This is a genomic window from Gottschalkia purinilytica (genome assembly GCF_001190785.1).
Classification (GTDB): Bacteria; Bacillota; Clostridia; order Tissierellales; family Gottschalkiaceae; genus Gottschalkia_A; species Gottschalkia_A purinilytica.
In genome coordinates this window covers 76,985-102,793 of sequence record NZ_LGSS01000002.1, presented here as the reverse complement: position 1 = coordinate 102,793, position 25,809 = coordinate 76,985, and the positions used below count along the sequence as shown (strand labels likewise).

Genomic DNA, 25,809 nt, shown 5'->3' with positions numbered 1-25,809 from the left:
CCTAGATTTAAAAGGAGTGGTATGTTTGATTTTTGAGCTAGAAAGTTATAAAGATAAGCTAGCGACTTTTAAGGAGGAAATAAGAGAAATAGGTGTTTCTCTTTGACACAGATAGCCTAAGAAAAAAAGTAGAAGAACTTGAGGCTAAAACTTTTGAACCAGATTTTTGGAATGATACTGAAAAAGCTCAAAAAATAGTTCAAGAGACTAATATCTTAAAAGATAAGTTAATAGAGTATGAAGATATATCAGATAATATTGAAGACTTAGAAGTTATGATAGAGTTAGCTAGTGAATGTGAAGAGGAATCAATTTATGAAGATTTAAAATTGACTACGAATAGTACAGAAAATAAACTAAATAACTTTAAGATAAAAATACTTTTAAGTGGAGAATATGATAAAAATAATGCCATATTGTCGATACATGCCGGAACAGGAGGACTAGAAGCTCAGGATTGGGCAGAAATGCTTCTTAGAATGTATAAAAGATGGAGTGAGACTAAGAAATATTCAGTACAGATACTGGATATTTTATCTGACACTGAAGGTGGAATAAAAAGTGTAACACTTCTTATAAAAGGGATAAATGCCTACGGATACTTAAAGGCAGAAAAGGGAGTTCATAGACTTGTAAGAATATCACCTTTTGATTCATCTGGAAGAAGACATACATCTTTTGCTTCAGTAGATGTATTTCCTGAATTAGATGAAGATGCAGAAATAGATATAAATCCAAGTGATCTTAAAATAGACACATATAGATCAGGGGGAGCTGGAGGACAACATGTAAATACGACAGATTCTGCAATTAGGATAACACATATACCTACAGGAATTGTTGTACAATGTCAAAATGAGAGATCTCAGCATAGTAATAAGGCTACAGCTATGAGAATGCTTATGGCAAAGCTTATAGAGCTTAAACAACTTGAAAAGAAAGAAAAAATAGATGATTTACAAGGACAATACAATCAGATAGGTTGGGGATCTCAAATAAGATCATATGTATTTCACCCTTATAGTCTAGTTAAAGATCACAGAACAAATGCAGAAACAGGAAATATCGACAATGTAATGGATGGAAGTATAGATATCTTCATAAATGAATACTTGAAATATAAGTCAATGAAAAATGATGAAAAATAATGAAAAATAACGAAAAATTGACAAAAATAAGGCTAGAAAGAAATTTCTAGTCTTTTTCTTGTGTTATTCCATTTTTATGTATATAATTAATAAAGTAACTTACTAACACATAAGAAAGGGAGAGAAGACATTGGATATCGTATCTCAATTAGTGAAAGAATTAAATTTAAAACAATTTCAAGTTGAAAATACTATAAAGCTTATTGATGAAGGTAATACGATTCCTTTCATTGCTAGATATAGAAAAGAACAAACTGGAGAATTAAGTGACGTAGTACTTAGAGATCTTTATGAAAGACTTACTTATCTAAGAAACCTAGAGAATAGAAAAGAAGAAGTTATAAGACTTATTGAAGAACAAGGTAAACTTACAGATGAACTTAAAGAAAATATACTAAGTGTAGATACTATTCAAAAAGTAGAAGACCTATATAGACCTTTTAGACCTAAAAGAAGAACTAGAGCAACTATAGCTAAAGAAAAAGGATTAGAACCTTTAGCAAATATTATATTATCTCAAGATATAACTAGTGGAAACATTGATGAAATTGCATCATCATTTCTAAATGAAGATAAAGAAGTAGATACAATAGAAAAAGCTATACAAGGTGCGATGGATGTAGTTGCAGAGGTAATATCTGATAATGCTCAGTTTAGAGATATAATAAGAACAATCATATTTAATAAAGGATTACTTATAACATCAGCAACTAAAGAAGAAGATAATTCAGTATATGAGATGTATCATGATTTTAAAGAGCCAGTAAAGAATGTAGCAAGCCATAGAGTTCTTGCTATAAATAGAGCTGAAAAAGAAAAGGCTATAAGAGTTAAGATAGAAAGCTTAGATGAGGAAATAATACACATATTAAAAGAAAGAGTAATAACAAATAAAGATGCTATAACTACAAAATATCTAGAAGATAGTATAGAAGATAGCTACAAGAGACTTATATTTCCATCTATAGAAAGAGAAATAAGAAGCACTTTAACAGAGAATGCAGAAGAACAAGCTATAAAAGTATTTGGGAAAAACCTAAAGCCACTTTTACTACAATCTCCTATTAAAGGAAAAGTAGTAATGGGATTTGATCCTGCATTTAGAACAGGCTGTAAGATAGCTGTAGTAGACGAAACAGGAAAACTTTTAGAATATACTACTATATATCCTACAGAACCTCAAAACAAAGTAGAAGAATCTAAAAAAACTATTATAGAATATATAGAAAAATATGGAGTAGATATTATAGCTATAGGAAATGGTACAGCTTCTAGGGAGTCTGAAATGATAGTTGCTGATATTTTAAAGGATTTAGACAAGAAGGTTTACTATACTATAGTTAATGAAGCTGGGGCTTCAATATATTCAGCTTCTAAGGTTGCAAATGAAGAATACCCAGATATAAACGTATCTATAAGAGGTGCTATATCTATAGGTAGAAGATTACAAGATCCATTAGCGGAGCTTGTAAAAATAGATCCAAAACACGTAGGAGTAGGTCAATATCAACATGATTTAAATCAAGGTAAGCTTGATGAAACACTAAGAGGAGTTGTAGAAGACTGTGTAAACAGCGTAGGTGTAGACTTAAATACTGCTTCAGTTTCATTATTAAGCTATATTTCAGGGATAGCTCCAAGTGTAGCCAAAAATATAGTAAAATATAGAGAAGAAACAGGAAGGTTTAATAATAGAAAAGACCTTTTAAAAGTTAAAAGACTAGGACAAGCTACATTTGTACAATGTGCTGGTTTTTTAAGAATAGAAGATGGAGATAATCCACTAGATAATACATCAGTCCATCCAGAATCATATGATGTAGCACTTAAACTTATAAAAAGACTAGGACTTACAGAAAATGATATAAAAGAAGGAAAGCTAAAAAACATAGGTACTAAAATACAAGAAGATGAACTTACAGATTTAGCAAATGAACTTAAAATAGGACTTCCAACGTTAAAAGATATAATAGAAGAACTTGAAAAGCCAGGTAGAGATCCGAGAGATGAAATGCCAAAACCTATATTTAGAACAGACGTATTAAAAATTGAAGATTTAAGAACAGATATGATAGTTACAGGCACTATCAAAAATGTTGTAGATTTTGGGGCTTTTGTAGATATAGGGGTAAAACAAGATGGGCTTATTCATATTTCAAACTTAAGTGAAAAGTATATTAAAAATCCAATGGATGTAGTATCTGTAGGGGATATAGTTAATGTTAGAATAGTAGAAGTAGATAAGGATAAAAGTAGAATATCATTAAGTATGAAAGGTTTGTAATAATTTTTATAAAGAGGTCTCTTGAAAAGAGTACCTCTTTTTTTATATAATTTATATATATACTACGTAAGTCCTATAGAAAATATCTTTAGTAGAATTAAAAATACTAGTTTAGGCGTGTGATAACGATTTCCTGGCAATATATCTCAATTTTATTAAAAAAACTACAATTTTATACAATTTGATTAATACTTATTTATTTGGTAGCATATAGTCATATATGGGACTAATATATTATATTTTTATAAAACATTACAAACCAAACTAAAATAAAATCATTGCTGTTTGTAGGAATTATCTAATATATTTATGTAAAAAGAGGAAAACTTGTATCAAATAAAGAATTATTCGTTCAAGCATAAATGAAAAGCTTTATGGAAACAGCGTGTGACGGGAGAGAGTATAATTGATTAAGAAAGTTAGTTCTTTAGAATTCGAATCGGGGGCATTATGTGGAATATTGAGTACAAGTTTGGAAAACAGCCCACTAGAAATATTAATTAACTTAGTTAAAGAAACAATGAATGATGACGGATGTATAATACTTATATGTAATAGTCTTAGAGTGTATACAAGTCAAAAAGAAACTATAAAGAAATGGGGATTTGATTATCACGAACTTGTAAAAACGAGGAAGTTGACACATAGATTATACGTAGATTCTACATTTAAAACTAGAGAAGAAAGAGTAAACGAAATAAAGTACGGATTAAGAAGATGTGAGGAAGAAGGATTCAAAAAAATATTAACTCATGTTCATATGGATAAAATAGATACTGACGAGAATAGCCGAATGTTATATAACTTTATTAAAGATATTAAAGAGGTTTGTAAGGATGCAAATATGATGACTTTTGCAAGTTACGAAATGGACAACCTTACAGAAGAAAACTTTTATAAGCTAATTCCTATACACAGCATGTTAATGTTAAGCGAACATGAGTATGTATACTCTCTAGATAATATAAGAAATAAAGAGAGTGAAATTTTTCTTAAGTACATAAGAAGCTTATTCATTGATAAGAAACTATTATATAGTGAAAATAAGAAACTAGAGCTATTAAATGAACTCATACTAGAAACTTCATATATGACTAGTAGTGATGAGTTACTAAATATTTCTTTAAAGAAAATATCAGACATTATAGGTGCCGATTTTGGATATATAATTAACAATAATAAAGGTAGCATAGATGTAATTTCTCAATACAACGTTCCAAATGATTACTTAGAAGATGTAAAGAAAATAGAAATAGAAGAGGAAGATATTCTGAATATACTAGAAAAGGGTACTTGTATAAGAATGGCTGATATGCAAGGTAAGTATGCTTTTGTAAGTAAAAAGTATAATCTCAATACTATTATAGAAATACCTTTGGTTTTCATGAATGGTTTGCATATAGGTATTATGAGACTATTTTCTATTAGACAAGCTTATGACTTCTACCATCATGTATCATTTTTAGAAGCCGTGTCAAATACTATAACTAGCTTGCTAGAAAGACAAAAATATGTAGATGATAATCAACGAAAATTAATAATGTCTGAAAAGCTTAGAGTACTAGGAGAACTTGCAGGTGGCATAGCACATGATTTTAATAATATACTTACAACTATATTAGGATTTTCTCAGATAGCCATGAATAAATTATCTGATAGTGAAATAAAACAGTATATACAAACTATATATAGTTCTTGTTTAGATGGAAAGTCTATAGTGGAGAAAATACAATCTTTTAGTAGAAAAAATACAAATGTAAAGAAAGAAGTTAATTGTATTAATGATATAGCTAGAAGTGCTATAGAAATGGCTAAACCCAAATGGAAAAATTATTATGAAACTGGTGGAATAAAGTTTCATGTTATAGAAAAGTTAGAGTCAACGAGTAATATACATTGTAATCAATATGAGATAAAAGAAGTAATACTCAATATAATATTAAATGCTATGGATGCCATGGAAAAGGGTGGAACTTTAACAATCAGAACTTATGATGATGATGAGAATACAATAGTTGTAGAAATAGAAGATACTGGATCAGGTATGACTGAAGAAGTAAAAGAGAATTTGTTTGAACCTTTCTTTAGTACAAAAGGAGCTAAAGGAACAGGTCTAGGTCTTAGTATATCTAAAAATATAATTTATAGTCATGGCGGATATATTGAGGTACATAGTGTTCCTGGAGAAGGCACTTTGTTTAAAATTTATTTACCTAAAACACTTGAAATTAATGAAAAATAACATATGTGTACTAACGAACTACCAAAATTTGAAAATATAGAAGCTCTAGTTGTAGATGATATGAAAGAAGTTGGAAAAACAATAGGTTCTCTTTTAACAGTGTTAGGAATAAATTCTGATATAGAAAATTATAGCAGTAAAGTTGAAAGTCTAATTAAAGAGAAGGAATATGATATAATAGTTTGCGATCTTGCTATGCCTGTACTTAATGGAATAGAAGTTTCAAGAATAGTTAAATCATATAATAAAGATATTAAGTTCATACTAATGACAGGTTGGCCAGATGATATAAAAAATGAAAATTTAGAGACCGTAGATGTAATGTTACAGAAACCTTGTACCCTAGAAGTTATAGCATCTACAATTGACAGTTTGATCAATCATCCTACCTAAAAGATGACTGAAGGATAAAGTGAAACAATACAAGTTATATTTGTATTGTTTTATTTTATCAAGTTAAGTCTTATAATCTTATTGTGAGAAACTAAGGAGGAAATTTATGATACTAATAAAGAATGCTAAAATATACAAAGGAACAGGAGAAGTTATTGAAAATGGAAGTATACTTATAGATAAAGGTAAAATAAAGGAAATCAATAATAATATAAAAGTAGAAGAAAATGTAGAAACTATAGATGTAAAAGGTAAAATAGTTACACCAGGATTCATAGATGCTCACTGTCATCTTGGAATATTTGAAGATGGTATAGGATTTGAAGGAGAAGATGGAAATGAGGAGGTTGATCCTGTTACTCCACATTTAAGAGCAATAGATGCAATAAATCCTATGGACAGAACTTTTAAAGAGGCATATGAAGGTGGGGTTACTACAGTAGCTACAGGTCCTGGCAGTGCTAATGTAATAGCAGGGCAATTTGCTGTTATAAAAACATATGGTAAAAGAATTGATGATATGATAGTAAAGGAATCAGTAGCTATGAAAGTAGCATTTGGAGAAAATCCAAAGAGGGTATACGAGAGTCAAAAAAAATCTCCAGTAACTAGAATGGCTACCGCTGCTATATTAAGAGAAAGTTTATTTAAAGCTAAGGCTTATGTTAAAAAGGTAGAGAAAAATTTAACGACAGGTATAGATCCATATGAATTTGATATGAAGTTAGATGCTATGTCAAAAGTAATAAATAAGGAGATTCCATTAAAAGCTCATGTACATAGAGCTGACGATATATTTACTGCTATAAGAATAGCTAAAGAATTTGAGGTAGGCATTACCTTAGATCACTGTACAGAAGGACATCTCATAGCTGACTATATAAAAGAAGAAAATATATGTGCAATAGTAGGACCGAGCTTAACTGATAGATCTAAGTTTGAACTTAAAAATCTAACTTTTGAAACTCCATCTGTACTTCATAAGGCTGGAGTAAAAATAGCAATTATGACAGATTCTCCAGTAATACCACTTCAATATCTTCCACTATGTGCAGGACTCTCTATAAAAGCAGGTCTAGATGAAGAAACTGCTTTAAAGGCTATAACAATAAATCCAGCTGAAATACTGGGAATAGAAGATAGAGTTGGAAGTATAGAAGTAGGCAAGGATGCAGATATAGTAGTGTTTGATGGACATCCGTTAAAAGATATAGGCTGTAATACACTTTTAACTATGATCAATGGTAATATAGTTCATAGAGAAGGAATATAATTAGAGAATGGAAGATTTAATATGATATACAAGGAATATTCCAATATATTGTATACAATAAAGATAAAAGTAGTTGAGATTGATTTGACATAAAAAAATATGTGTGAAATAATGATTACTGTAAAAGTGAATAAAAATTATTCTTATTCTTCAGGGCAGGGTGAGATTCCCGACCGGCGGTAAAGTCCGCGAACTGCTTTGCAGTTGACTTGGTGAGATTCCAAGACCGACAGTATAGTCTGGATGGAAGAGGTTTAAGGATGTTAGATTAGTATTTTTTTAATCTAAGTACTTAATATAACTTGAATATCATGCCCTGAGATTTTATCTCAGGGCTTTTTGTATAAGTATATATAAATTTATTAATTATTTAACAATAAAGTTTATATAAAAAGGAGATGAGTGTATGGAAAGGATAAATAAAAGAATTAGTACTGCATTATTAACGAAAATATCAGTATTGTCTGTAATATCATTTTTAATAATGTATATAGAAGTACCTATGTGGTTTACACCGGAGTTTCTTAAAATCGATTTAAGTGATTTACCTGCACTAATAGGTTCATTTTCTTTAGGTCCTATTGCAGGAGTAGTTATTGAACTTGTAAAGAATTTATTGAAGTTTGGACTAAAGGGTACCACTACTTTAGGAGTCGGAGAAATAGCAAACTTCATAGTAGGGGCTATATATGTATGGACAGCAGGATATATATATAGTAGATCAAATAATTTTAAAGGTGCCGTAAGAGGTATGTTATTTGGAACTATAGTAATGAGTGTAGTGGCATCAGTATTAAACTATGTATTTTTAATACCTTTTTATGCTAAATTATATGGATTACCTATTCAAGCATATATAGACATGGCTAAGGCAGTTAATAAGTATGTAGTAAGCTTTGAAACATTTATTATATTTGGAATTTTACCGTTTAATATATTAAAAGGAATTTTGGTGTCACTAGTAACTATGCCTTTATATAAAAGATTAGGGAGTATAATTAGTAAATAAATATATTAATTCTTGATAGTTGATAGGATTTATTGAGGATATAATATATTGCTTAATATTATGAACTATAAAATAATGCAAAAAGACTAATAGAAATAGGTATATAAATTCTATTAGTCTTTTTATTGTACATATTTGTTAAAGTGGATATAATATTTTTGAATGGATAAAAGAGAGGATGAAACAATTGATAAAAATTACTACAAGTAGTCCTGAAGAAACTAAAAATATAGGGTATAGACTTGGAAAGCTCCTTAAAGGTGGAGAAATTATATGTATGAATGGAGACTTAGGAGCAGGAAAAACGACATTAACTCAGTCTATAGCAGAAGGACTTGAGGTAAATGACTATGTTACTAGTCCAACATTTACTATAGTAAATGAATATGAAGGAAGACATAAGCTATATCATTTTGATGTCTATAGAATAGGTGAAATAGATGAAATGTATGATTTAGGATATGAAGAGTACTTTTATTCAGATGGAGTTACTATAATAGAATGGTCAAGTATGATAGAAGAGATACTACCTAAAGAGAGATTGAATATAGAAATAAGAAAAGGTTATAGCTCAGATAATAGAGAATTAATTATAAATAGTTTTGGAGAAAGATACGATGAAATAATTAAGGAGTTGAAATCATAATGAAAGTATTAGCAATCGATACCTCAAGTACAGTTGCTACAGTAGCTATAATGGATGATGAAAAACTAATAGGAGAATATACGATAAATGATAAAATGACTCACTCTCAAAAGTTAATGCCAATTATAAGGGACATAATGAAAGCTTCTGATTTAAATATAGATGAAATAGATGTGTTTGGAGTTTCAAAAGGACCAGGTTCTTTTACTGGACTTAGAATAGGAATTGCTACAATTAAAAGTTTGGCCCATTCTGTAGAAAAAGATGTAGTTGGGATTTCTACTTTAGATGCATTAGCTTTTAATATACCTTTTAGTAATGGAATAATAGTTCCTATAATGGATGCAAGAAGAGAAAGAGTATTCACAGGAATATACAAATGGGAAAGTGGCGGATTACATATTATAAGAGAAAATATGGTTATAGAAGTTGATGAACTTATGAAGATCTTAAAGGAAAGACCAGAAAATATCATATTTAATGGTGATGGGACATTAGTATATAAAGATAAGATAATAAAGGAACTTGGAGATAAATCTATATTTGCACCAAAGCATGCTAATATGGCTAGGGCGTCATCAATAGCTGAATTAACCATGGCACAAGCTAAGGAAGGAAAAACAGAAAGTTATCTTACATTAGTACCTAATTATTTAAGAGAGTCTCAGGCACAAAGAGAACTTGACAAAAAAAATTGTGAGGTTGATAAAAATGAGTAACATATTGATTAAGGAAATGGAAGAAGAAGATATAGATCAAGTATGTAAAATAGAAGAAATATCATTTTCTACACCTTGGACAAAGGAAGCTCTTACAATGGAAGTAACAAAAAATAACTTAGCAAAATACTTAGTCGCTAAAAAAGAAGATAAAGTAGTGGGATATGCTGGAGTATGGATTATTATAGACGAAGGTCATATAACTAATATTGCTGTATCTCCAGATTATAGAGGACAAGGAATAGGATCACTTTTAGTAGAAAAGCTTGTAAAACTTTGTGAAGAGAAGGGTATAAGCAATATGACTTTAGAAGTTAGAGAGTCTAATACTACGGCTCAAAGTCTTTATAAAAAGTTTGGATTTGAAGAATATGGGATAAGACCAAACTACTATTCAGATAATAATGAAAACGCTCTGATTATGTGGAGAAAGGATAAATAAAAAAACATATTTTTTGTCGATGATTATACTGAATACACAACCTAAAAATATTAAATTTTATACAAAACTATATTTAAAAGTAATATAATGGAATCAAGGTATAGAAAAAATCTATAATGTAAGAATCATTAAATAAAAAGGAGGTCACAAATATGACTAAAATTTTTAATATGATTTACGAAATTTTATGGGGACCTATATTGATTCCATTATTATTAGGTACAGGAATTTATTACACTTTTAATTTAAGATTTATCCAGGTGAGAAAAATAGGAGCAGCGTTTAAACAAGTATTTGGAGGAATGTTCAACAAAAAAGAAAAAGCAGATAAAGACGGAATGTCATCTTTTCAAGCTTTAGCAACAGCAGTTGCTGCCCAAGTTGGAACAGGTAACTTAGCAGGGGTAGCAACTGCCATAGTTTCAGGAGGACCAGGCGCCATATTTTGGATGTGGGTAAGTGCATTACTAGGGATGGCAACTAACTTTGGAGAAGCAATACTAGGGCAAATCTATAAGGAAAGAGTAGGAGATGAAATAACAGGAGGACCTGCATATTATATAAGGAAAGGTATAAATAGTAAATTTTTAGCTGGATTCTTTGCTATATCTATTATAATTGCTTTAGGATTTATAGGTAATATGGTACAGTCAAACTCTATTGCAGAAGTGGTAAAAAATGCTATAAACGTAAAGCCGATATTTGTAGGAATAATAACCGCTATATTAGCAGGTATTATTTTAATTGGAGGAATAAGTAGAATTGCATCTTTTACAGAAAAAGTAGTGCCTATAATGGCATTAGTATATATACTTGGAAGTTTAGGAATACTTATAATAAATATAGATAAAGTTATACCAGCTTTCAAAATGATATTTGTTGGAGCTTTTAATCCGAAAGCTGTTGGAGGAGGAGCTTTAGGAATAACAGTAATGCAAGCTGCTAGATATGGTATAGCAAGGGGATTGTTTTCAAATGAAGCTGGTATGGGTTCTACACCTCATGCCCATGCTGTAGCAAAAGTAAAACATCCTGCTGAACAAGGCTTAGCTGCATTAGTAGGAGTTACTATAGATACAGTTATAATATGTACAATCACAGCTTTAGTAATTCTTACATCTGGTACTTTAGATTCAGGATTAACAGGATCTGCTCTTACACAGAATGCTTTTAAACTAGGATTTGGAAATATAGGAGTATACTTTATAGCTATTTCATTATTTTTCTTTGCTTTTTCAACTATTATAGGTTGGTACTTTTTTGGAGAGGCTAATATAAAATATTTATTTGGTGAAAAAGGCATAATGCCTTATAGATTACTGGTTTTAGCGTTTTTAGTTGTAGGATCTGTATTAGAAGTGAAGGTTGTTTGGCAGTTAGCAGATATATTTAATGGACTTATGGTATTTCCAAATTTAATTGCTTTATTGTTATTATCCTATAAGGTAAAAGACGTATTAAAAGATTATGAGAATAAATATTTAAGAAAATTAGATTCTGTATATTTAAATAAAGAGGATTAGAACATGTTAATATAGATTTTAAAATTTATATTATATTGTTTAATCAATTTTTAAGAAGAAAAAGTTAACATATATGCTTTAATTTATGTTAATATCCAATCTTTACTTGACAATTTATGCGTAATGAATAATACTTATATATATGTTACAAAACTAATACATATTATTTACATATTGAGGAATGGTCTTATGCAAGCTACTTATATATGTTCACAATTAAAAGATAAGATTGAAGAAAAAGGAACTTTAAACGGATATATATCATCTGTTTATAGAGGAATTTTTACGGTTGTTACTGAGGATGAAGATTTAATATATTTTCTAGGCTCTCATAAATATATTGCGCCTATGTCCATAGTAATAAATGATGTTTCTAACTTTCAAGACTTAAATCTATTATATAATACGAAGGTTACTTTTACTAATAAAGAAATAGTATTAGAATCAGCGGGATTATCTATAGATTTAGATGGTGCTGAGGTATGGAATCCTAGACCTCTATTGTTATCGTCAGAATCTTCTGAAAGAACTATAATGAACAACTTATTAATACTTGAAGAAGGAATATTCAACTATGGTAAGCACGAAGGTATAGCACCTCTTATGTTTAGCATAGGAGATTATATAGATGAATTTAAGAGTTTATCTAATATAAAGATACACAACAATTTATATAGTTCCTTTATATTTAATAAGGTAATGGACTTTTTGTCGAAAATAGTCATAAATGATATAAATAATATATCTATGGATACAAAGGAGATTATTGGATTTGGACCTGGAATGACTCCGTCTTCAGATGATTTTTTATGTGGATTCATGACTACTCTGGTGTATATGGGAATACATTATAATCTTAATATGAGTAGGATATACAATTTAAACAGAGAGATAATTAGAGATATGGAATTTGATATAGAACAAATAAGCCATAGTATGTTAATGCATAGTTCTAATGGCATGACACAGGAAATTATAAAGAAGATAATTAAAGACATAATATATTCCGAAGATAAAGAAGAACTTTTAGAAAGTATAAAAGATGTTGTAGGATTCGGGGACATATCAGGAACGGATATATTGTGTGGGATATATATAGGATTTAGAACAATGGTCAATAACAATATAAGGAAATTTTTTACTTAATTATAATTAGTACTTCTAAGAATATTAGAAGTACTTTTTGTTTATAATCTTGACATAGGAGTGATATTTGTGGACAATAAGAAGAAATTTTTAACAATAGTATCTGTCTTGATTATAATCGCCGGTATAGTTTCTATAGGAGCTATGAAAGCTCCTAAAAAGGTAAAGAATCCTAATGAAGAGTTTGAAACTGTAAAAGTATTAAAAGAAAAAAACTTTAGCTCTACTCTAGACTTAAATGGAGTATTAAAATCTAAAAACGAAGCAAATGTAATCTCAGAGTTACCTTATCCTATAAGTGAAGTTTTAGTTAAAGAAGGAGACGTGGTAACTAAAGGTAAGATATTAGCAAGGCTTAATAGTGAAGAATTAAAAGCAAAACTTAAATCAGCAGAGCTATCTTTAGAGCTAGAAAAGAAAAAGCTAAGGAGCTTAGAAAAGAGCCTAGAGAATGCTAAAAACACAGCTAATTCTCAAAAGAACATTAATAAGGATATGCAAAATGGTATGTCTTCATCTATAGAAACTCAAAGTAAAGAAGATATTGAAAGTAATATAGAATTACAAAAGAAAACTATAGAAATACAAGAAATAAATCTAAACACTCAAAGAGAAGCTTTTGATAAATCAAATATTAAAAGTCCTATAAATGGCACAGTAGTATTTTCAGGAGCAAAAGTTGGAGTTCCTGCAACAGGAAATAATCCACTATTTACTATAAGTGATACTAAGGATTTGGAAGTAGAAGTAAATGTAAAAGAGTATGACATTAGGAATGTAAAAATAGATCAAGTTGCTAAAATTACTGGAGAGGCGTTTAAAGATAAAGAAATATACGGAAAAGTTACTTATATAGCTCCAAGAGCTAGAGTATCTAATAGTGGAGCTCAAGGTACGTCAAGAGAAGCCCATGTATTGGTAAAAATAAGTTTAGAAAATACTGATGACATATTGAAACCTGGATATACTACTAATGTATCTATAGATATAGCTAGTAAAGACGAAGCACTAGTAGTTCCTTATGAAGCTATATATCAAAAGAAGAATGGAAGTTATGTTGTTTATGTAATAAGAGGGAATAAGATAGAAGAAACTAATGTTGATATTGGGATTTCAGGTGACATTAATCAAGAAATAATAAGTAAAAAAATAAAAGCTGGAGATAAAATAATATTAAATCCTTCAGAAAAAGTCAGGAATAAAGCTACAAAGTAAGGTGACAAATATGATAAAAATAGAAAATCTTACAAAGACATATAGGTCAGGACCTATAGAAGTAAAAGCTTTAAAAGATGTTAGCTTGATGATTCAAAGAGAAGAATTTGTTTCTATAATGGGTCCGTCAGGATCGGGAAAGTCTACATTTATGAATATACTTGGTTGTTTAGACAAAGCTACGTCAGGAAAGTACATATTAGACCAAGTAAATGTAGAAGAGCTTGAAGAAAAAGAATTAGCAAGTGTAAGAAATAAAAAAATAGGTTTTGTATTTCAATCATTTAACTTATTACCTAAAATATCTTCATTAAAAAATGTTGAACTTCCTATGATGTATGCAGGGATTCCTCCTAAAGAGAGAAAAGAAAAAGCTATAGAAGCATTAAAAAAGGTAGGACTGGAAAATAGACTAGACCACAAACCGAATGAACTTTCAGGGGGACAAAGACAAAGAGTTGCCATAGCAAGATCTTTGGTGAACACTCCGTCTATAATATTAGCTGATGAGCCTACTGGAAACTTAGATAGCAAGTCTGGAGAAGAAGTTATGGGTATATTTCAAAGTTTAAATAATGAGGGTGTAACTATTGTACTAGTTACTCATGAACTTGAAATAGCACAATTTTCAAAACGAATAGTAGTATTTAAAGATGGGGCTTTAATAGAGGATAAAGAAGTTGAAAATAGAAATATAGTCAATCTTTAATCATCCAATGGGGGTGAATAAATGAATTTCATAGAATGTATAAAAGTAGCTCTATCTAGTCTTTGGGGCAATAAAATGAGATCTTTTTTGACAATGCTAGGGATTATAATAGGAATATCATCTGTTATAACTATAGTTTCTTTAGGAGAAGGAAGTCAAGCTCAGATTGGTGTTGAATTTGAAAAGTTTGGAACGAATAGAGTTGTACTTAGAATGCATTTGGATAAATCATATACAGAAGAGGATATGTTTAGTGATGATGATATAGAATCTATACAAAAGGCATTTAAAAATGATATAAAGGCAATATCACCTAGTGTAAGTTTATCAGATAAAGCTATAAATGGAAGTAAAAAGAAAAATGTATCTCTTATAGGTGTTAACGAGCAATATAACAATCTTGAACAAATTGATATTACACAAGGTAGATTTTTTATAGAATCAGATAATAAGAGAAATCGAAATGTATGTGTAATAGATGAAAAACTAGCAGAAAATTTATTCAAAAGAACAGAAGTTATAGGAGAAAAAATCAAGCTAGGGAGTGGAAAGAAGTTTACAATTGTAGGAGTATACAAAACGATACCAGGTACACTTGATAAAATAAGTAGCCAGTTCATGGAAGAAGCCACGAGTATGTATATACCTATAAGTAGCATGAAAAGTTTAGGTATAGAAGATAAATATAAGTTTGTAGAAGTAAATCTCAAAAATGGAGATACTATAGAAAAAACTGCAAATGACATAATTAGATTTATTGAAAGAAAACATAGAAACATAGGTAAAGAATACTATAGGTATACTAGTGCTGAGCAACAAATGGGAATGCTTAATAATGTTTTAGGAATACTTTCAGGAGTTATAGGAGCTATAGCAGCAATATCTCTTTTAGTTGGAGGAATAGGAGTAATGAATATAATGCTAGTTTCTGTAACAGAGAGAACAAGAGAAATAGGAATAAGAAAAGCAATAGGAGCCACACGAAAAGATATATTATTTCAGTTTTTAGTGGAGTCTATGATTATATCTAGCGTTGGAGGAATAATCGGAACTATATTAGGACTTATATTCCAGTGGATAATAGCTTCTGCTTTAGGAATACCACCTTCAGTATCTATTGCTACTGTTATAATAGCAGTATTATTTTCAACAGCAGTTGGAATGTTTTTTGGAATATATCCAGCGAATAAAGCTGCAAAGCTTGACCCTATAGAAGCTTTAAGATGTGAATAAAACTTATCTTTTTTTCAAATAATAAAAATAGATAATTTGAAAAGGAGGTATAAGTTATGGCAAGTATGGAACAACTTAGAAAAGTTGCTGCTAGATGTAGTGAACATCAATTTAGAAATGAATGGGAACTAAGAGCAACGGTTGGATTACCTGAAGAAAGTTGTGTAAACTGTATACACTTGAAAGATTATAAATGTGAACTAGATTTAACTGATGAAATATTAAGTAATATGTCTATGGAATTAGAAGATAAAGAATAGAAAATTTAAAACTGAGCATTTGCTCAGTTTTTTTATGTTGAATATTTTAATAAAGACGTGTAAATATGGCAATATATTAACTCTTTAGGTTATAATATAAAATAAGTTGAAATTTATCGGAGGGATAGTTTTGGATATTAGCATAGAAAAGGATAATATAATTACTCTAGCAATAGAAACATCATGTGATGAAACTTCTGTATCAGTAGTTAAAAATGGGAGAGAAGTTTTATCAAATATAATTTCTTCACAGATAGAAGTACATAAGAAGTTTGGAGGAGTGGTTCCAGAAATAGCTTCAAGAAAGCATATAGAAAATATAAACAGTATAATAAAAAATGCTTTGGATGAGGCAAGAGTTACATTAGATGACATTGATAATATAGGTGTAACTTATGGACCAGGATTAGTAGGAGCATTACTTGTAGGAATATCAAGTGCCAAGGCACTATCTTTTGGTAAAAACATTCCTTTAGTACCAGTTAATCATATAGAGGGGCATATATATGCTAACTTTATAGAGCATAAGGATCTAGAGCCTCCATTTACATGTTTGATAGTATCAGGAGGACATACACACTTAGTAAATGTTAAAGATTATGGAGAATATGAGTTTCTAGGAAGAACTAGAGATGATGCTGCTGGAGAGGCTTTTGATAAAGTTGCAAGAGCATTAGGATTAGGATATCCTGGTGGACCTATTATTGATAATCTTGCTAAAATAGGAAATAAAGATGCTATAGAATTTCCTAGAGTTTATTTAGATGAAGACACATTTGATTTTAGCTTTAGTGGATTAAAATCAGCTGTTCTAAATTACTTAAATAGTTCAAAACAAAAAGGAATAGAAATAGTAGTAGAAGATGTAGCAGCTAGCTTTCAGCAAGCTGTCATAGAAGTCCTTGTTGAGAAAGCTATAAAAGCATCAAAAAAGAGTGGTAATCATATAATAGCTATTGCAGGTGGAGTTGCTGCAAATGAAGGACTAAGAAATCTTATGGAATTAAGAGGGGAAGAAGAAGGTATTGAGATAAAATATCCATCAAAGATATTATGTACAGATAATGCTGCTATGATAGGATGTGTAGCTTATTATAATTATGTTAAAGGGAAAATAGGAGATTTAGATTTAAATGCAGTTCCCAATCTAAAACTATAAGAAAATTTTATGTAAACGTATAAATTTAGATTTTTTTAAAGGGTTTTCTACAAAAAAATCCACAAATTTTCCACAAACAAAAAAATAATTATTAACATACATGTGTATAATGTGGAAATATATTTTAGAATATCTTACTTTTTGATATACAAATGTGAATAAGTTTGTGGATAGTGTTGATAAAATGTGTACTAATTAGGAAAAGTTAAACTAAATTTATATTAACAATATATTTAATGTAAAAATTTCACATAAGGTTTACATAACTATTAAAATAAGTTATATTCATATATAACCTTTCTGAACTGTTTAAACATATGCCTATATATTGGAAAATATAACTTTATATTCCGTAAAAGTTATAGAATGAAGTTATAAATTAACCTTTTTGTAACCCAAATTTGTTTTAAAAATTATTATAATATTATTATATTCTTTTCTCTTTTGAAGAAGGAGGAAAAAAAATGATAAAAAAACTTTCAATAGTGTTTATAGTAACTATTTTTCTTGTTGCATTATCTATCCATAATGTTTCCAAAAAGCAAAAAGATACTAAAGATCTATTAATAGGCGCTAAACAAGAAGTGGAATATAGTGAAGATATACAAAAAATAAAGCCTATAATAAATAAACAGCTACCATCACGCTCAAAGCTTGCTTCTTTAAGAAAAGGGCCTAATAAAGATAATATTCAATTTATAGATATTGAAGGAAAAGGAGAAATAAAAGCTGCTGTACCTTATGAGGTAGAAACAGATAAGAATCCTTTAAGAGTATTATTTCTTTCTAAAATCTCAGGTAATTGGAAAGAAGATGATGAGATAAAGTCAGTAGGTCAAAAATTTGATAAGATTGTTTACAAAGATTTAACAGGAGATGGCAAGTTAGAAGTTATAGTAGGACTTAAAGTCGGTGAAAATTCAAACAAAGGTATCAGTATATATAAATTAAAAAATAAAAAATTTGAAGAAATATTTAGGGACTATTATACAGACTTTATTGTAACTGATTTAGATGGAGATAAAATGGATGAACTTGTCCTAATAAAAATGGATAAAGTTACAAATGGTTCATCGGCTGAACTATATAAATGGAAAGATAACAAACTTAAACATATAAATGGTGTAAGCTTAGAATCTTCTTTTGAGCCATACTCAATACAGGTAGGCAATGCTACTGATAAGCAGATGGGAATATTTATAGATAATGGAGTAGGTGCCCATTCTGGAATAACAGAGTTATTAGTTATGAAAGACGGAAAATTAAAAAATGTATTTTATGATGAAAAAATTAATGGCAATGATAAAACTACAAAACCTTATTTGGAAAAAAGTAGGGATAAAGATAAAGATGGTATTATAGAAATACCTCTTATGAGAGCGCCCATAGATAAAAAAGATGAATCCATGATAGATACTCCGTGGATTACCACATGGTGCAAATGGGATGGTGAAGAATCCTTAATACCTATCAGCGAAAGCTATTATAACTATAATATAGAACTTGGCTTTGACTTTCCTACGTATTGGGACGATAGTATAACTATAGATACTTCAAAATTTTATGAAGAAAATAGAAAAGAAAATTGGATTAAATTTAGTTATATAGATAAGGACTCTGGTAATAAGCAAGAATTATTCTCTATAAAAGTATATGATAAAAAAGTATGGGATGAAGATAAGAAATACATTGAAAATGAATATGCCTTATTAGGTAAAAGTGATAGCAAGGTATATACTGTTGAAATGAATGATGCTATACAAGGTAAAAAGGCAAAAGATATTTCTATGAAATTTTCTATGAAATTGAGTGAAATAAAAGAGAGATTTAAGATAGTAAAGCCATATAATAAAAAATAAAAGAATAAGGTTTTAAGTTGAGTTAACTAGACCTATGTGCAATAATATTTATATTGTACATAGGTTTTTTTCATTATGGGGGGGAGAATTATGGAATCTTATATAGAAGTACTAGTTAGTAACTTCAGCTTACCACTATTAGCTATAATTATAGTGATTTCTTTTTATGCTTTAGGTAAAGGTGCAGATATATTAGTAAATAATGCTGTTGATATATCAAAGTCTATAGGAATACCTAAAATGATTATAGGGGCTACTATTGTGAGTTTAGGAACAACACTTCCAGAGGTATCGGTTTCTGTAGTTTCTGCAATGCATGGAAATCCTGACTTAGCACTTGGAAATGCAGTAGGATCTATTATATGTGATACTGCACTGATAATTGGTATAGCAACTACAATATCACCATTAAAAATAAATAAAGAAATTACAAATAGACACGGATGGATTCAATTCGGTGCAGGAGTTTTATTAGTTATTTTCTCTATACCTTATAGTAATTTGAGTAATATGTTAATCTCAGGAGGGACTATTAGTAGATATGTAGGATTCTTATTTTTATTATTGTTATTACTTTACATATTTTTATCAATAAAATGGACTAAAACGTATAAAGATGAATGCGCTTTAGATGATGCTACATGTACAGAATCTTATGAAATCAAAAAAAGTTTGAAAGAAATTTTAGGATTAATACTAGGTATAGCAATAGTAATACTGTCTTCTAATATAGTAATACCTGCTATAAAAGAATGTGCAATAAGATTTAATATACCTAATAGTGTAATAGCTGCTACTATAGTTGCATTTGGAACTTCTTTACCAGAACTTATAACAGCAGTTACGGCATCAAGAAAAGGACACGGTGATCTTGCTTTGGGTAATATAATAGGAGCAGATATACTAAATGTATTATTTGTGGTAGGAGCTTCAGCTTCATTTTCAAAACAAGGTATAAAAGTATCTCCTGAATTTTTTAAACTTTATTTTCCATCTATGCTAGCTGTACTTTTAGTGTTTAGAATTGGAACTATACTATCAAAAGAAAGATTAAATAAATGGTTTGGAATTGTTTTACTAGGATTATATATAATGGTTAATTTCTTAAGCTATTTTTAAGTTGTTTTAAATTATTTTTATGTGTTATACAATAATCTTCAAGTTGATTTAGTAACAGATAATATGGAGTTTTCATATCCTTTTAGAGATATTGACTAAAAAACTCCCACTTATATAAGTGAGAGTTTTTTAAAGTCATGTAAAGTCATACTTTTTTATAGCTTATATGCTAACATTCAGTTAGATCCATCCAATCAGTGTAGAGATTCTCAAGTTCTGTCTTAAGCTTTAAAATTTCTTGATGAATCTCATTACTTTTTTGATGATTAGAATATATATTAGGATCACACATGAGATTTTCAAGTTCTGATATACTTTCCTCATGTTTAGATATATTTTCTTCAAGAAGCTTTACTTTTTTTCTTAATTGTCTTTCAATTTTTTCTTGTTCTTTTTCTTTTTTACGTTCTGCTTTGATTTGAGTCTTAGTCTTTTCATTACTATTTTCATCTTCTACAGATAAAGATGCATTTTTCTTTTCAAGATAGTAACTATAGTTTCCTAAATACTCTGTAATTCCACATTTAGATAGATCAAGTATTTTGTTGGTAACTTTGTTTAAAAAGTATCTATCATGTGATATTACAAGTAATGTACCATCATAATTGAGAAGAGCATCTTCTAAAACTTCTTTAGAGTCTATGTCAAGGTGGTTAGTAGGCTCGTCCATAAGTAAGAAATTGGACTTTGATAACATGAGCTTAAGAAGTGAAATTCTACTTCTTTCACCACCGCTTAAATCAGATATATCCTTAAATATATCGTCTCCTAAAAATAAAAATTGAGCTAGAAGAGTTCTTATCTGGTAATGGTTTAAGTTAGGATAATCATCCCATATTTCATCTACTATAGTTTTTTGGCTATTTAGATCTGATTGTTCTTGATCATAGTATCCTATATTTACATGGTGACCAAGAGTTATACTACCATCTGTAGGAGAAATATTACCCATGATAATTTTAAAAAGAGTAGTTTTACCAATACCATTTGGACCTATAAGTCCTACTTTTTCTCCTTTATATATATTAAAACTAACATTATTAAAAAGGTCTATGTTTTCAAAAGACTTACTTAAGTTCTCTATAGATACTACATCGTTTCCGCTTTGAATACTAGGTTCAAATCTTATCTTGGAGCGTTTATTACTAGCAGCGGGACTGTCTAACTTTTGCATTTTATCAAGCATTTTTTGTCTACTTTGAGCTTGTCTTACATATCTCTGACCGCCGTAGGACATAAATCTACGAATGATATCTTCTTGTCTAGATATTTCTTTTTGTTGTTCTTCATATTTTTTTTCAAGAAGCTCTAGCTCTTCTTTTCTTTTTTTCATAAAAGTAGTATAGTTACCGTTATAAATAGACAAGTTAGAATTCTCCAAATAGAATATTTTAGATACCGTATTGTCTAAAAAATATCTATCATGAGATATTATTATAGCTGCACCTCTATATTCTCTAATATATTTTTCTAACCAATCTATAGCTTGTATATCAAGATGATTGGTAGGCTCATCTAATAATAAAATATCCGGCTTTTCTAATAAAAGCTTTGCTAAAGATACTCTAGCTTTCTGACCACCACTTAACTGATGAATAGGCTTATCAAGCTGATCATCTGTGAAACCTAGTCCTTTTAGGACACCTTTAATTTCACTTTTAAATCCATAACCATTTTTTCCTTGAAACTCTTCTGAGAGAACAGAATAAGATTCCATTAATTTTTCTAATTTATTTGAATTTTCTTGTTGTGCTTCTATACTTATCTCTTGTTCAAGTGTTCTTAGCTTCTCTTCCATATCTATTATAGGCTTAAAAACTTCCATAGCTTCGTCTAGTATACTATTTTGACTCTCTATATAAGTTTGTTGTTCAAGATAGCCTAACTTACATTCTTTTGAAATGAATATATTTCCAGAATCTATAGAGACGTTTCCGGTTAATATATTAAAAAGAGTGGATTTTCCAGCTCCATTAAGTCCAACTAAACCAACTTTTTCATCATTATTTATAGAAAAAGTAATATTATCAAGAATTTTGTCTACTACATAACTTTTAGATAAATTGTTACATGATAGTACTATCAACTTAGTTTCCTCCTAGAATATATTAATAATATAATTTTAACAAAAAAACTAACTAAAAGAAAATGTGAATAGAATTTTAATTATATGTTGAATAAATATAAAATCTATATGTATCCTGTATACTATAGAACCTTTGCGAATGGGTATATTTCAACATTGACATAATTTTAACTCGATGATAAAATACATATCATAAGAATACATGGATTTGTATAAATCTAACTAAAAGTGGGTGAAGTTTCAAATGAACAAAGATAGGAAAGTTTCGATGGCAGTTATAAGGAGATTGCCTAAATATCATAGATATCTAGGGGAGTTACTGGAAAAAGATGTAACAAGGATATCTTCATATGAGCTCAGTAAGCTTACTGGGTTTACTGCTTCGCAAATAAGACAAGACTTTAATAACTTTGGTGGATTTGGGCAACAAGGTTACGGATATAATGTAGAAGATCTCTATAACCAACTAGGAAATATACTAGGCCTAGGGAAAAAATATAATACTATAATAATCGGAGCAGGAAATTTAGGGCAGGCTATAGCAAATTATAAAAGTTTTGATGATAAGGGATTTAGAATGTTAGCTCTTTTTGAAAAAAATCCTAAACTTGTGGGGCTTACAATAAGGGATATAGATATATTAGATATCGATAGTATTGAAAGTTTTTCTAAAGAGAACAAAATAGATATAGCTGTTATAACTACACCTAAAAGTCAAGCTCAAGATGTAGTAAACAGGGTTGTAAATTGTGGGGTAAAAGCTATATGGAACTTTGCACCTATTGATTTAAAGGTTCCAGAAGATGTTGTAGTAGAAAATGTTCAACTAAGCGAAAGTTTACTTACTATTGCATTCCTTTTAAAAGAAAAAGAAGAAAATGTTTAAAATATAGACTTGTAAAATATGCTAGTCTATATTTTCTTGTCATACTCTTGTGTGCTTATCATGTTAACTTCATTTCAGAAGGTTAGTATCCCTATTTTCATTATTAAATAATATATCTTTTACTAACAAATACTTTTATTGACAATATATACTATTTTTCGTATAATTCTTCTATGGTTGTTAGTAAAAGGAGGCTAAGAAGTGAAAGGTATTAGTTTAAACATCAAGAACAAAATCATCCTTATGATGACTATACTTATAATAATTCCTTTACTTATTTTAGGTATTGGATCATACGTAAGATCATCTAGAATCATTGAAGAAGAGCATAAATTCATGGCACAAACTGTAGGAAATGAAGTACATAGATATGTTGAAAATTATATGGAAAGTATGGAAAAAAATCTAATAATAATGTCCCAAATATCTGGCGTAGAAAAAATATTAGAAGATTCTAGTTCAGTTGAGTGGTTACTACAAAATTTTGAATCTTTTAGAAAAAACTATAAAGACATAACTAGTGTTTTTGTGGGAACGAAAGATAAACAAATGCGTTTTATTCCAGAAGCAGAAATTCCAAAAGATTTTGATTTAACACAGAGAGAGTGGTATAAAAAAGCAGTTAAGGAAAAGAAACTAATATGGACAGATCCATATATAGATGCAGCTACAAAGCAAACTGTAGTAACGGCAGCTCTACCTATATACAATAATGGAGACTTTGTAGGAGTTATGGGGCTTGATATCTCACTTAAATCTTTTTCTGATACTATAGGTAATATTAAAATAGGAAAAAAAGGTCATGCTGCTGTGTATGATGAAAAAGGAACTATACTTGCACATCAGAACAAAAGCATAGTTGGTGAGGTTACAAATATAAAAGAAATATCAAATGCTATAAAGTCTAATAAATCTTATGTTGAATATAATGTAGATGAGAATGAGGTTGAATCACACAAAATAGGTATGATTAAAAAAATAGAGAAACTTAATTGGAAAGTAATGTCTATTATAGATGTTAGTGAAGGAAGAATTAAAAGTTATGATATTTTAAGAAGTACACTTGTAATAGGAATACTTACTGCTATTATAGGGGTAATTGTAGCGTACATATTTGGTAGGAAACTTACAAAACCATTACATAAATTAGTTGATAATATGAGAAAAGTTGAAAGTGGACATCTTGATATAAATATAGAGATAGATAGTAAAGATGAGATAGGAAAACTTAGTTATAGTTTTAATGAAATGGTAAAGAACTTAAAAAATCTTGTAACTAATATTAAAATGATATCTAATGAAGTAACAGATTCAGCTGAAATATTGGCGGCCACTTCACAGGAAAATAATGCTTCATCTATTGAAATAGCAAGAGCGGTAGAAGAGATAGCTAGAGGAGCGACTGAACAAGCACAAGACACAGAAAAAGGTGTACAAACAGTAACTGAACTATCATGTAAGATTAATGAGTTAAATGAAAGCTTACATTTAATATTAAAAACTACTAAAGATGTAATTGATACTAGTTTAGCAAGTAAGGATGTAGTAGATGAACTTAAAATAAAAACTGAACAAAATAATGAAAGCACTAATAAAATTAAAGAAAATATAACTAATCTTGATAACAGAATAAAATCTATAGGAGATATATTAGAAACAATAGACTCAATATCAGAACAAACAAATTTATTAGCATTAAATGCATCAATAGAAGCAGCAAGAGCGGGAGAAAATGGTAGAGGTTTTGCAGTCGTTGCAGAAGAGATAAGGAAATTGGCCTATAATTCAAAAGAGTCATCAGATGAGATAAAAGAAATAATACTAAATGTTCAAAATGAAAGTAGACATACAGTAGATACAATGGAAGAAGTAAAGGAAGTAACAGCAAAACAAACAGAATCAGTATTTGAAGTTGATAAAGCATTTAGTATGATAAACAAACTAATTAATCAAGTCACAGAAGAAATAAATATAATGAATGATAGCTTTAATGAGATGCATGATCATGGAGAAGCAGTTATGTCTTCGATAGAAAGTATATCAGCAGTATCAGAAGAAACGGCAGCATCTTCACAAGAAGTTACAGCATCAGTAGAAGAGCAATCTGCTTTAGTTGAAGAGGTATCAGATGCTGCAAGTAGGCTTAATGATCTAGCAAATAAGTTAGATGATAATATAAATACATTTAAACTATAAAAAACTTGGACTAGTCCAAGTTTTTTTATAGTTTTTGGATTTAATTAAAGGTTTATGAATTAATATCTTAATAAATAGTTTGGAATAAATGTGGTATAAACAATCCTATAACAAATACTTTTTGAATAATTTATAAAGACACAAAATAAAATTCATTATTAGGAATATAAATAAATTAATAAGATAATAAAAAAGAATTAATAAATTAGGCAAAGAAATAAATGTATTTAGAATTTAAAAATAAAGGTTTCAATGTCTATGT

General features: G+C 29.2%; 21 protein-coding genes and 1 riboswitch. Of the genes, 20 read left to right on the top strand and 1 reads right to left on the bottom strand.

Translation table 11 applies throughout. From position 1 onward, the window contains the following. The first annotated feature begins 28 nt into the window (after positions 1-28). The 18 genes from prfB (at position 29) to CLPU_RS02180 (ending at position 20,379) form a co-directional block, all read left to right on the top strand. Positions 29-1,148 (top strand): peptide chain release factor 2 gene (prfB, locus tag CLPU_RS02265; RefSeq protein WP_097677528.1). Its coding sequence is split into 2 segments (ribosomal slippage): positions 29-103 and positions 105-1,148, totalling 1,119 coding nucleotides; the frame shifts between segments, so codons are not numbered across the junction. 130 nt (positions 1,149-1,278) lie between these two features. Beyond that, entirely contained in the window at positions 1,279-3,432 is a 2,154-nt protein-coding gene (locus CLPU_RS02260; protein ID WP_050354025.1) for a Tex family protein, read from the top strand. A gap of 406 nt (positions 3,433-3,838) precedes the next feature. Further along, positions 3,839-5,674, top strand: a complete 1,836-nt coding sequence (locus tag CLPU_RS02255; RefSeq protein ID WP_050354024.1) for a GAF domain-containing sensor histidine kinase — start codon at positions 3,839-3,841, stop codon at positions 5,672-5,674. Between the two features lie 3 nt (positions 5,675-5,677). After that, a complete protein-coding gene (locus tag CLPU_RS02250; protein ID WP_050354023.1) occupies positions 5,678-6,067 on the top strand; it encodes a response regulator in 390 nt (129 codons plus the stop codon). Between the two features lie 106 nt (positions 6,068-6,173). Then, positions 6,174-7,340, top strand: coding sequence for an amidohydrolase (locus tag CLPU_RS02245; protein WP_050354022.1), 1,167 nt, complete (start codon positions 6,174-6,176; stop codon positions 7,338-7,340). A gap of 142 nt (positions 7,341-7,482) precedes the next feature. Next, positions 7,483-7,599: riboswitch (FMN riboswitch) on the top strand. A gap of 147 nt (positions 7,600-7,746) precedes the next feature. Next, entirely contained in the window at positions 7,747-8,349 is a 603-nt protein-coding gene (locus CLPU_RS02240) for an ECF transporter S component (protein ID WP_050354021.1), read from the top strand. Between the two features lie 178 nt (positions 8,350-8,527). Beyond that, complete coding sequence (gene tsaE / locus CLPU_RS02235) at positions 8,528-8,995, top strand: tRNA (adenosine(37)-N6)-threonylcarbamoyltransferase complex ATPase subunit type 1 TsaE (RefSeq protein WP_050354020.1); 468 nt, start codon at positions 8,528-8,530, stop codon at positions 8,993-8,995. Continuing rightward, complete coding sequence (tsaB, locus tag CLPU_RS02230) at positions 8,995-9,714, top strand: tRNA (adenosine(37)-N6)-threonylcarbamoyltransferase complex dimerization subunit type 1 TsaB (RefSeq protein WP_050354019.1); 720 nt, start codon at positions 8,995-8,997, stop codon at positions 9,712-9,714. Before tsaE ends, tsaB begins: the two co-directional genes overlap by 1 nt. Then, positions 9,707-10,156, top strand: a complete 450-nt coding sequence (gene rimI, locus CLPU_RS02225; RefSeq protein ID WP_050354018.1) for a ribosomal protein S18-alanine N-acetyltransferase — start codon at positions 9,707-9,709, stop codon at positions 10,154-10,156. The genes tsaB and rimI overlap by 8 nt, the downstream gene beginning before the upstream one ends. Before the next feature lie 152 nt (positions 10,157-10,308). Then, positions 10,309-11,679 carry an alanine/glycine:cation symporter family protein gene (locus CLPU_RS02220; protein ID WP_050354017.1) on the top strand — a complete coding sequence of 457 codons (1,371 nt, stop codon included), beginning with the start codon at positions 10,309-10,311 and terminating at the stop codon, positions 11,677-11,679. 189 nt (positions 11,680-11,868) lie between these two features. Beyond that, entirely contained in the window at positions 11,869-12,825 is a 957-nt protein-coding gene (locus CLPU_RS02215; RefSeq protein ID WP_050354016.1) for an oxamate carbamoyltransferase subunit AllH family protein, read from the top strand. Positions 12,826-12,894: 69 nt separating this feature from the next. Continuing rightward, positions 12,895-14,040 carry an efflux RND transporter periplasmic adaptor subunit gene (locus CLPU_RS02210; RefSeq protein ID WP_050354015.1) on the top strand — a complete coding sequence of 382 codons (1,146 nt, stop codon included), beginning with the start codon at positions 12,895-12,897 and terminating at the stop codon, positions 14,038-14,040. A 10-nt stretch (positions 14,041-14,050) separates the two neighbouring features. Next, positions 14,051-14,749, top strand: a complete 699-nt coding sequence (locus CLPU_RS02205) for an ABC transporter ATP-binding protein (RefSeq protein WP_050354014.1) — start codon at positions 14,051-14,053, stop codon at positions 14,747-14,749. Positions 14,750-14,770: 21 nt separating this feature from the next. Next, positions 14,771-15,982 carry an ABC transporter permease gene (locus CLPU_RS02200; RefSeq protein ID WP_050354013.1) on the top strand — a complete coding sequence of 404 codons (1,212 nt, stop codon included), beginning with the start codon at positions 14,771-14,773 and terminating at the stop codon, positions 15,980-15,982. 56 nt (positions 15,983-16,038) lie between these two features. Then, positions 16,039-16,242 carry a hypothetical protein gene (locus tag CLPU_RS02195; RefSeq protein ID WP_050354012.1) on the top strand — a complete coding sequence of 68 codons (204 nt, stop codon included), beginning with the start codon at positions 16,039-16,041 and terminating at the stop codon, positions 16,240-16,242. A gap of 130 nt (positions 16,243-16,372) precedes the next feature. Beyond that, positions 16,373-17,401 carry a tRNA (adenosine(37)-N6)-threonylcarbamoyltransferase complex transferase subunit TsaD gene (gene tsaD / locus CLPU_RS02190; RefSeq protein ID WP_235436086.1) on the top strand — a complete coding sequence of 343 codons (1,029 nt, stop codon included), beginning with the start codon at positions 16,373-16,375 and terminating at the stop codon, positions 17,399-17,401. Between the two features lie 464 nt (positions 17,402-17,865). Beyond that, a complete protein-coding gene (locus CLPU_RS02185) occupies positions 17,866-19,260 on the top strand; it encodes a hypothetical protein (RefSeq protein WP_050354011.1) in 1,395 nt (464 codons plus the stop codon). Positions 19,261-19,350: 90 nt separating this feature from the next. Beyond that, a complete protein-coding gene (locus tag CLPU_RS02180) occupies positions 19,351-20,379 on the top strand; it encodes a calcium/sodium antiporter (RefSeq protein ID WP_050354010.1) in 1,029 nt (342 codons plus the stop codon). 169 nt (positions 20,380-20,548) lie between these two features. Here the strand turns inward: CLPU_RS02180 and CLPU_RS02175 are convergent, their stop codons facing one another. Next, the gene (locus CLPU_RS02175; RefSeq protein WP_050354009.1) at positions 20,549-22,465 is read right to left on the bottom strand and encodes an ABC-F family ATP-binding cassette domain-containing protein; all 1,917 of its coding nucleotides are present in this window, start codon (positions 22,463-22,465) and stop codon (positions 20,549-20,551) included. Positions 22,466-22,709: 244 nt separating this feature from the next. Here CLPU_RS02175 and CLPU_RS02170 point away from each other — a divergent pair, with 244 nt between their 5' ends. Together CLPU_RS02170 and CLPU_RS02165 are read left to right on the top strand one after the other, a co-directional pair. Continuing rightward, positions 22,710-23,351, top strand: a complete 642-nt coding sequence (locus CLPU_RS02170) for a redox-sensing transcriptional repressor Rex (RefSeq protein WP_050354008.1) — start codon at positions 22,710-22,712, stop codon at positions 23,349-23,351. A 201-nt stretch (positions 23,352-23,552) separates the two neighbouring features. After that, positions 23,553-25,547, top strand: coding sequence for a methyl-accepting chemotaxis protein (locus CLPU_RS02165; RefSeq protein ID WP_050354007.1), 1,995 nt, complete (start codon positions 23,553-23,555; stop codon positions 25,545-25,547). Positions 25,548-25,809: the final 262 nt, after the last annotated feature.

What these genes read in the sequence shown, in the direction of transcription:
- CLPU_RS02250 (WP_050354023.1), top strand. Translation starts at nt 5,678, where the DNA reads ATGTGTACTAACGAACTACCAAAATTTGAAAATATAGAAGCTCTAGTT.
- CLPU_RS02205 (WP_050354014.1), top strand. Translation starts at nt 14,051, where the DNA reads ATGATAAAAATAGAAAATCTTACAAAGACATATAGGTCAGGACCTATA.
- CLPU_RS02220 (WP_050354017.1), top strand. Translation starts at nt 10,309, where the DNA reads ATGACTAAAATTTTTAATATGATTTACGAAATTTTATGGGGACCTATA.
- CLPU_RS02170 (WP_050354008.1), top strand. Translation starts at nt 22,710, where the DNA reads ATGAACAAAGATAGGAAAGTTTCGATGGCAGTTATAAGGAGATTGCCT.
- CLPU_RS02240 (WP_050354021.1), top strand. Translation starts at nt 7,747, where the DNA reads ATGGAAAGGATAAATAAAAGAATTAGTACTGCATTATTAACGAAAATA.
- tsaB (WP_050354019.1), top strand. Translation starts at nt 8,995, where the DNA reads ATGAAAGTATTAGCAATCGATACCTCAAGTACAGTTGCTACAGTAGCT.
- CLPU_RS02215 (WP_050354016.1), top strand. Translation starts at nt 11,869, where the DNA reads ATGCAAGCTACTTATATATGTTCACAATTAAAAGATAAGATTGAAGAA.
- CLPU_RS02180 (WP_050354010.1), top strand. Translation starts at nt 19,351, where the DNA reads ATGGAATCTTATATAGAAGTACTAGTTAGTAACTTCAGCTTACCACTA.
- CLPU_RS02195 (WP_050354012.1), top strand. Translation starts at nt 16,039, where the DNA reads ATGGCAAGTATGGAACAACTTAGAAAAGTTGCTGCTAGATGTAGTGAA.
- CLPU_RS02245 (WP_050354022.1), top strand. Translation starts at nt 6,174, where the DNA reads ATGATACTAATAAAGAATGCTAAAATATACAAAGGAACAGGAGAAGTT.
- CLPU_RS02200 (WP_050354013.1), top strand. Translation starts at nt 14,771, where the DNA reads ATGAATTTCATAGAATGTATAAAAGTAGCTCTATCTAGTCTTTGGGGC.
- rimI (WP_050354018.1), top strand. Translation starts at nt 9,707, where the DNA reads ATGAGTAACATATTGATTAAGGAAATGGAAGAAGAAGATATAGATCAA.
- tsaE (WP_050354020.1), top strand. Translation starts at nt 8,528, where the DNA reads ATGAAACAATTGATAAAAATTACTACAAGTAGTCCTGAAGAAACTAAA.
- CLPU_RS02185 (WP_050354011.1), top strand. Translation starts at nt 17,866, where the DNA reads ATGATAAAAAAACTTTCAATAGTGTTTATAGTAACTATTTTTCTTGTT.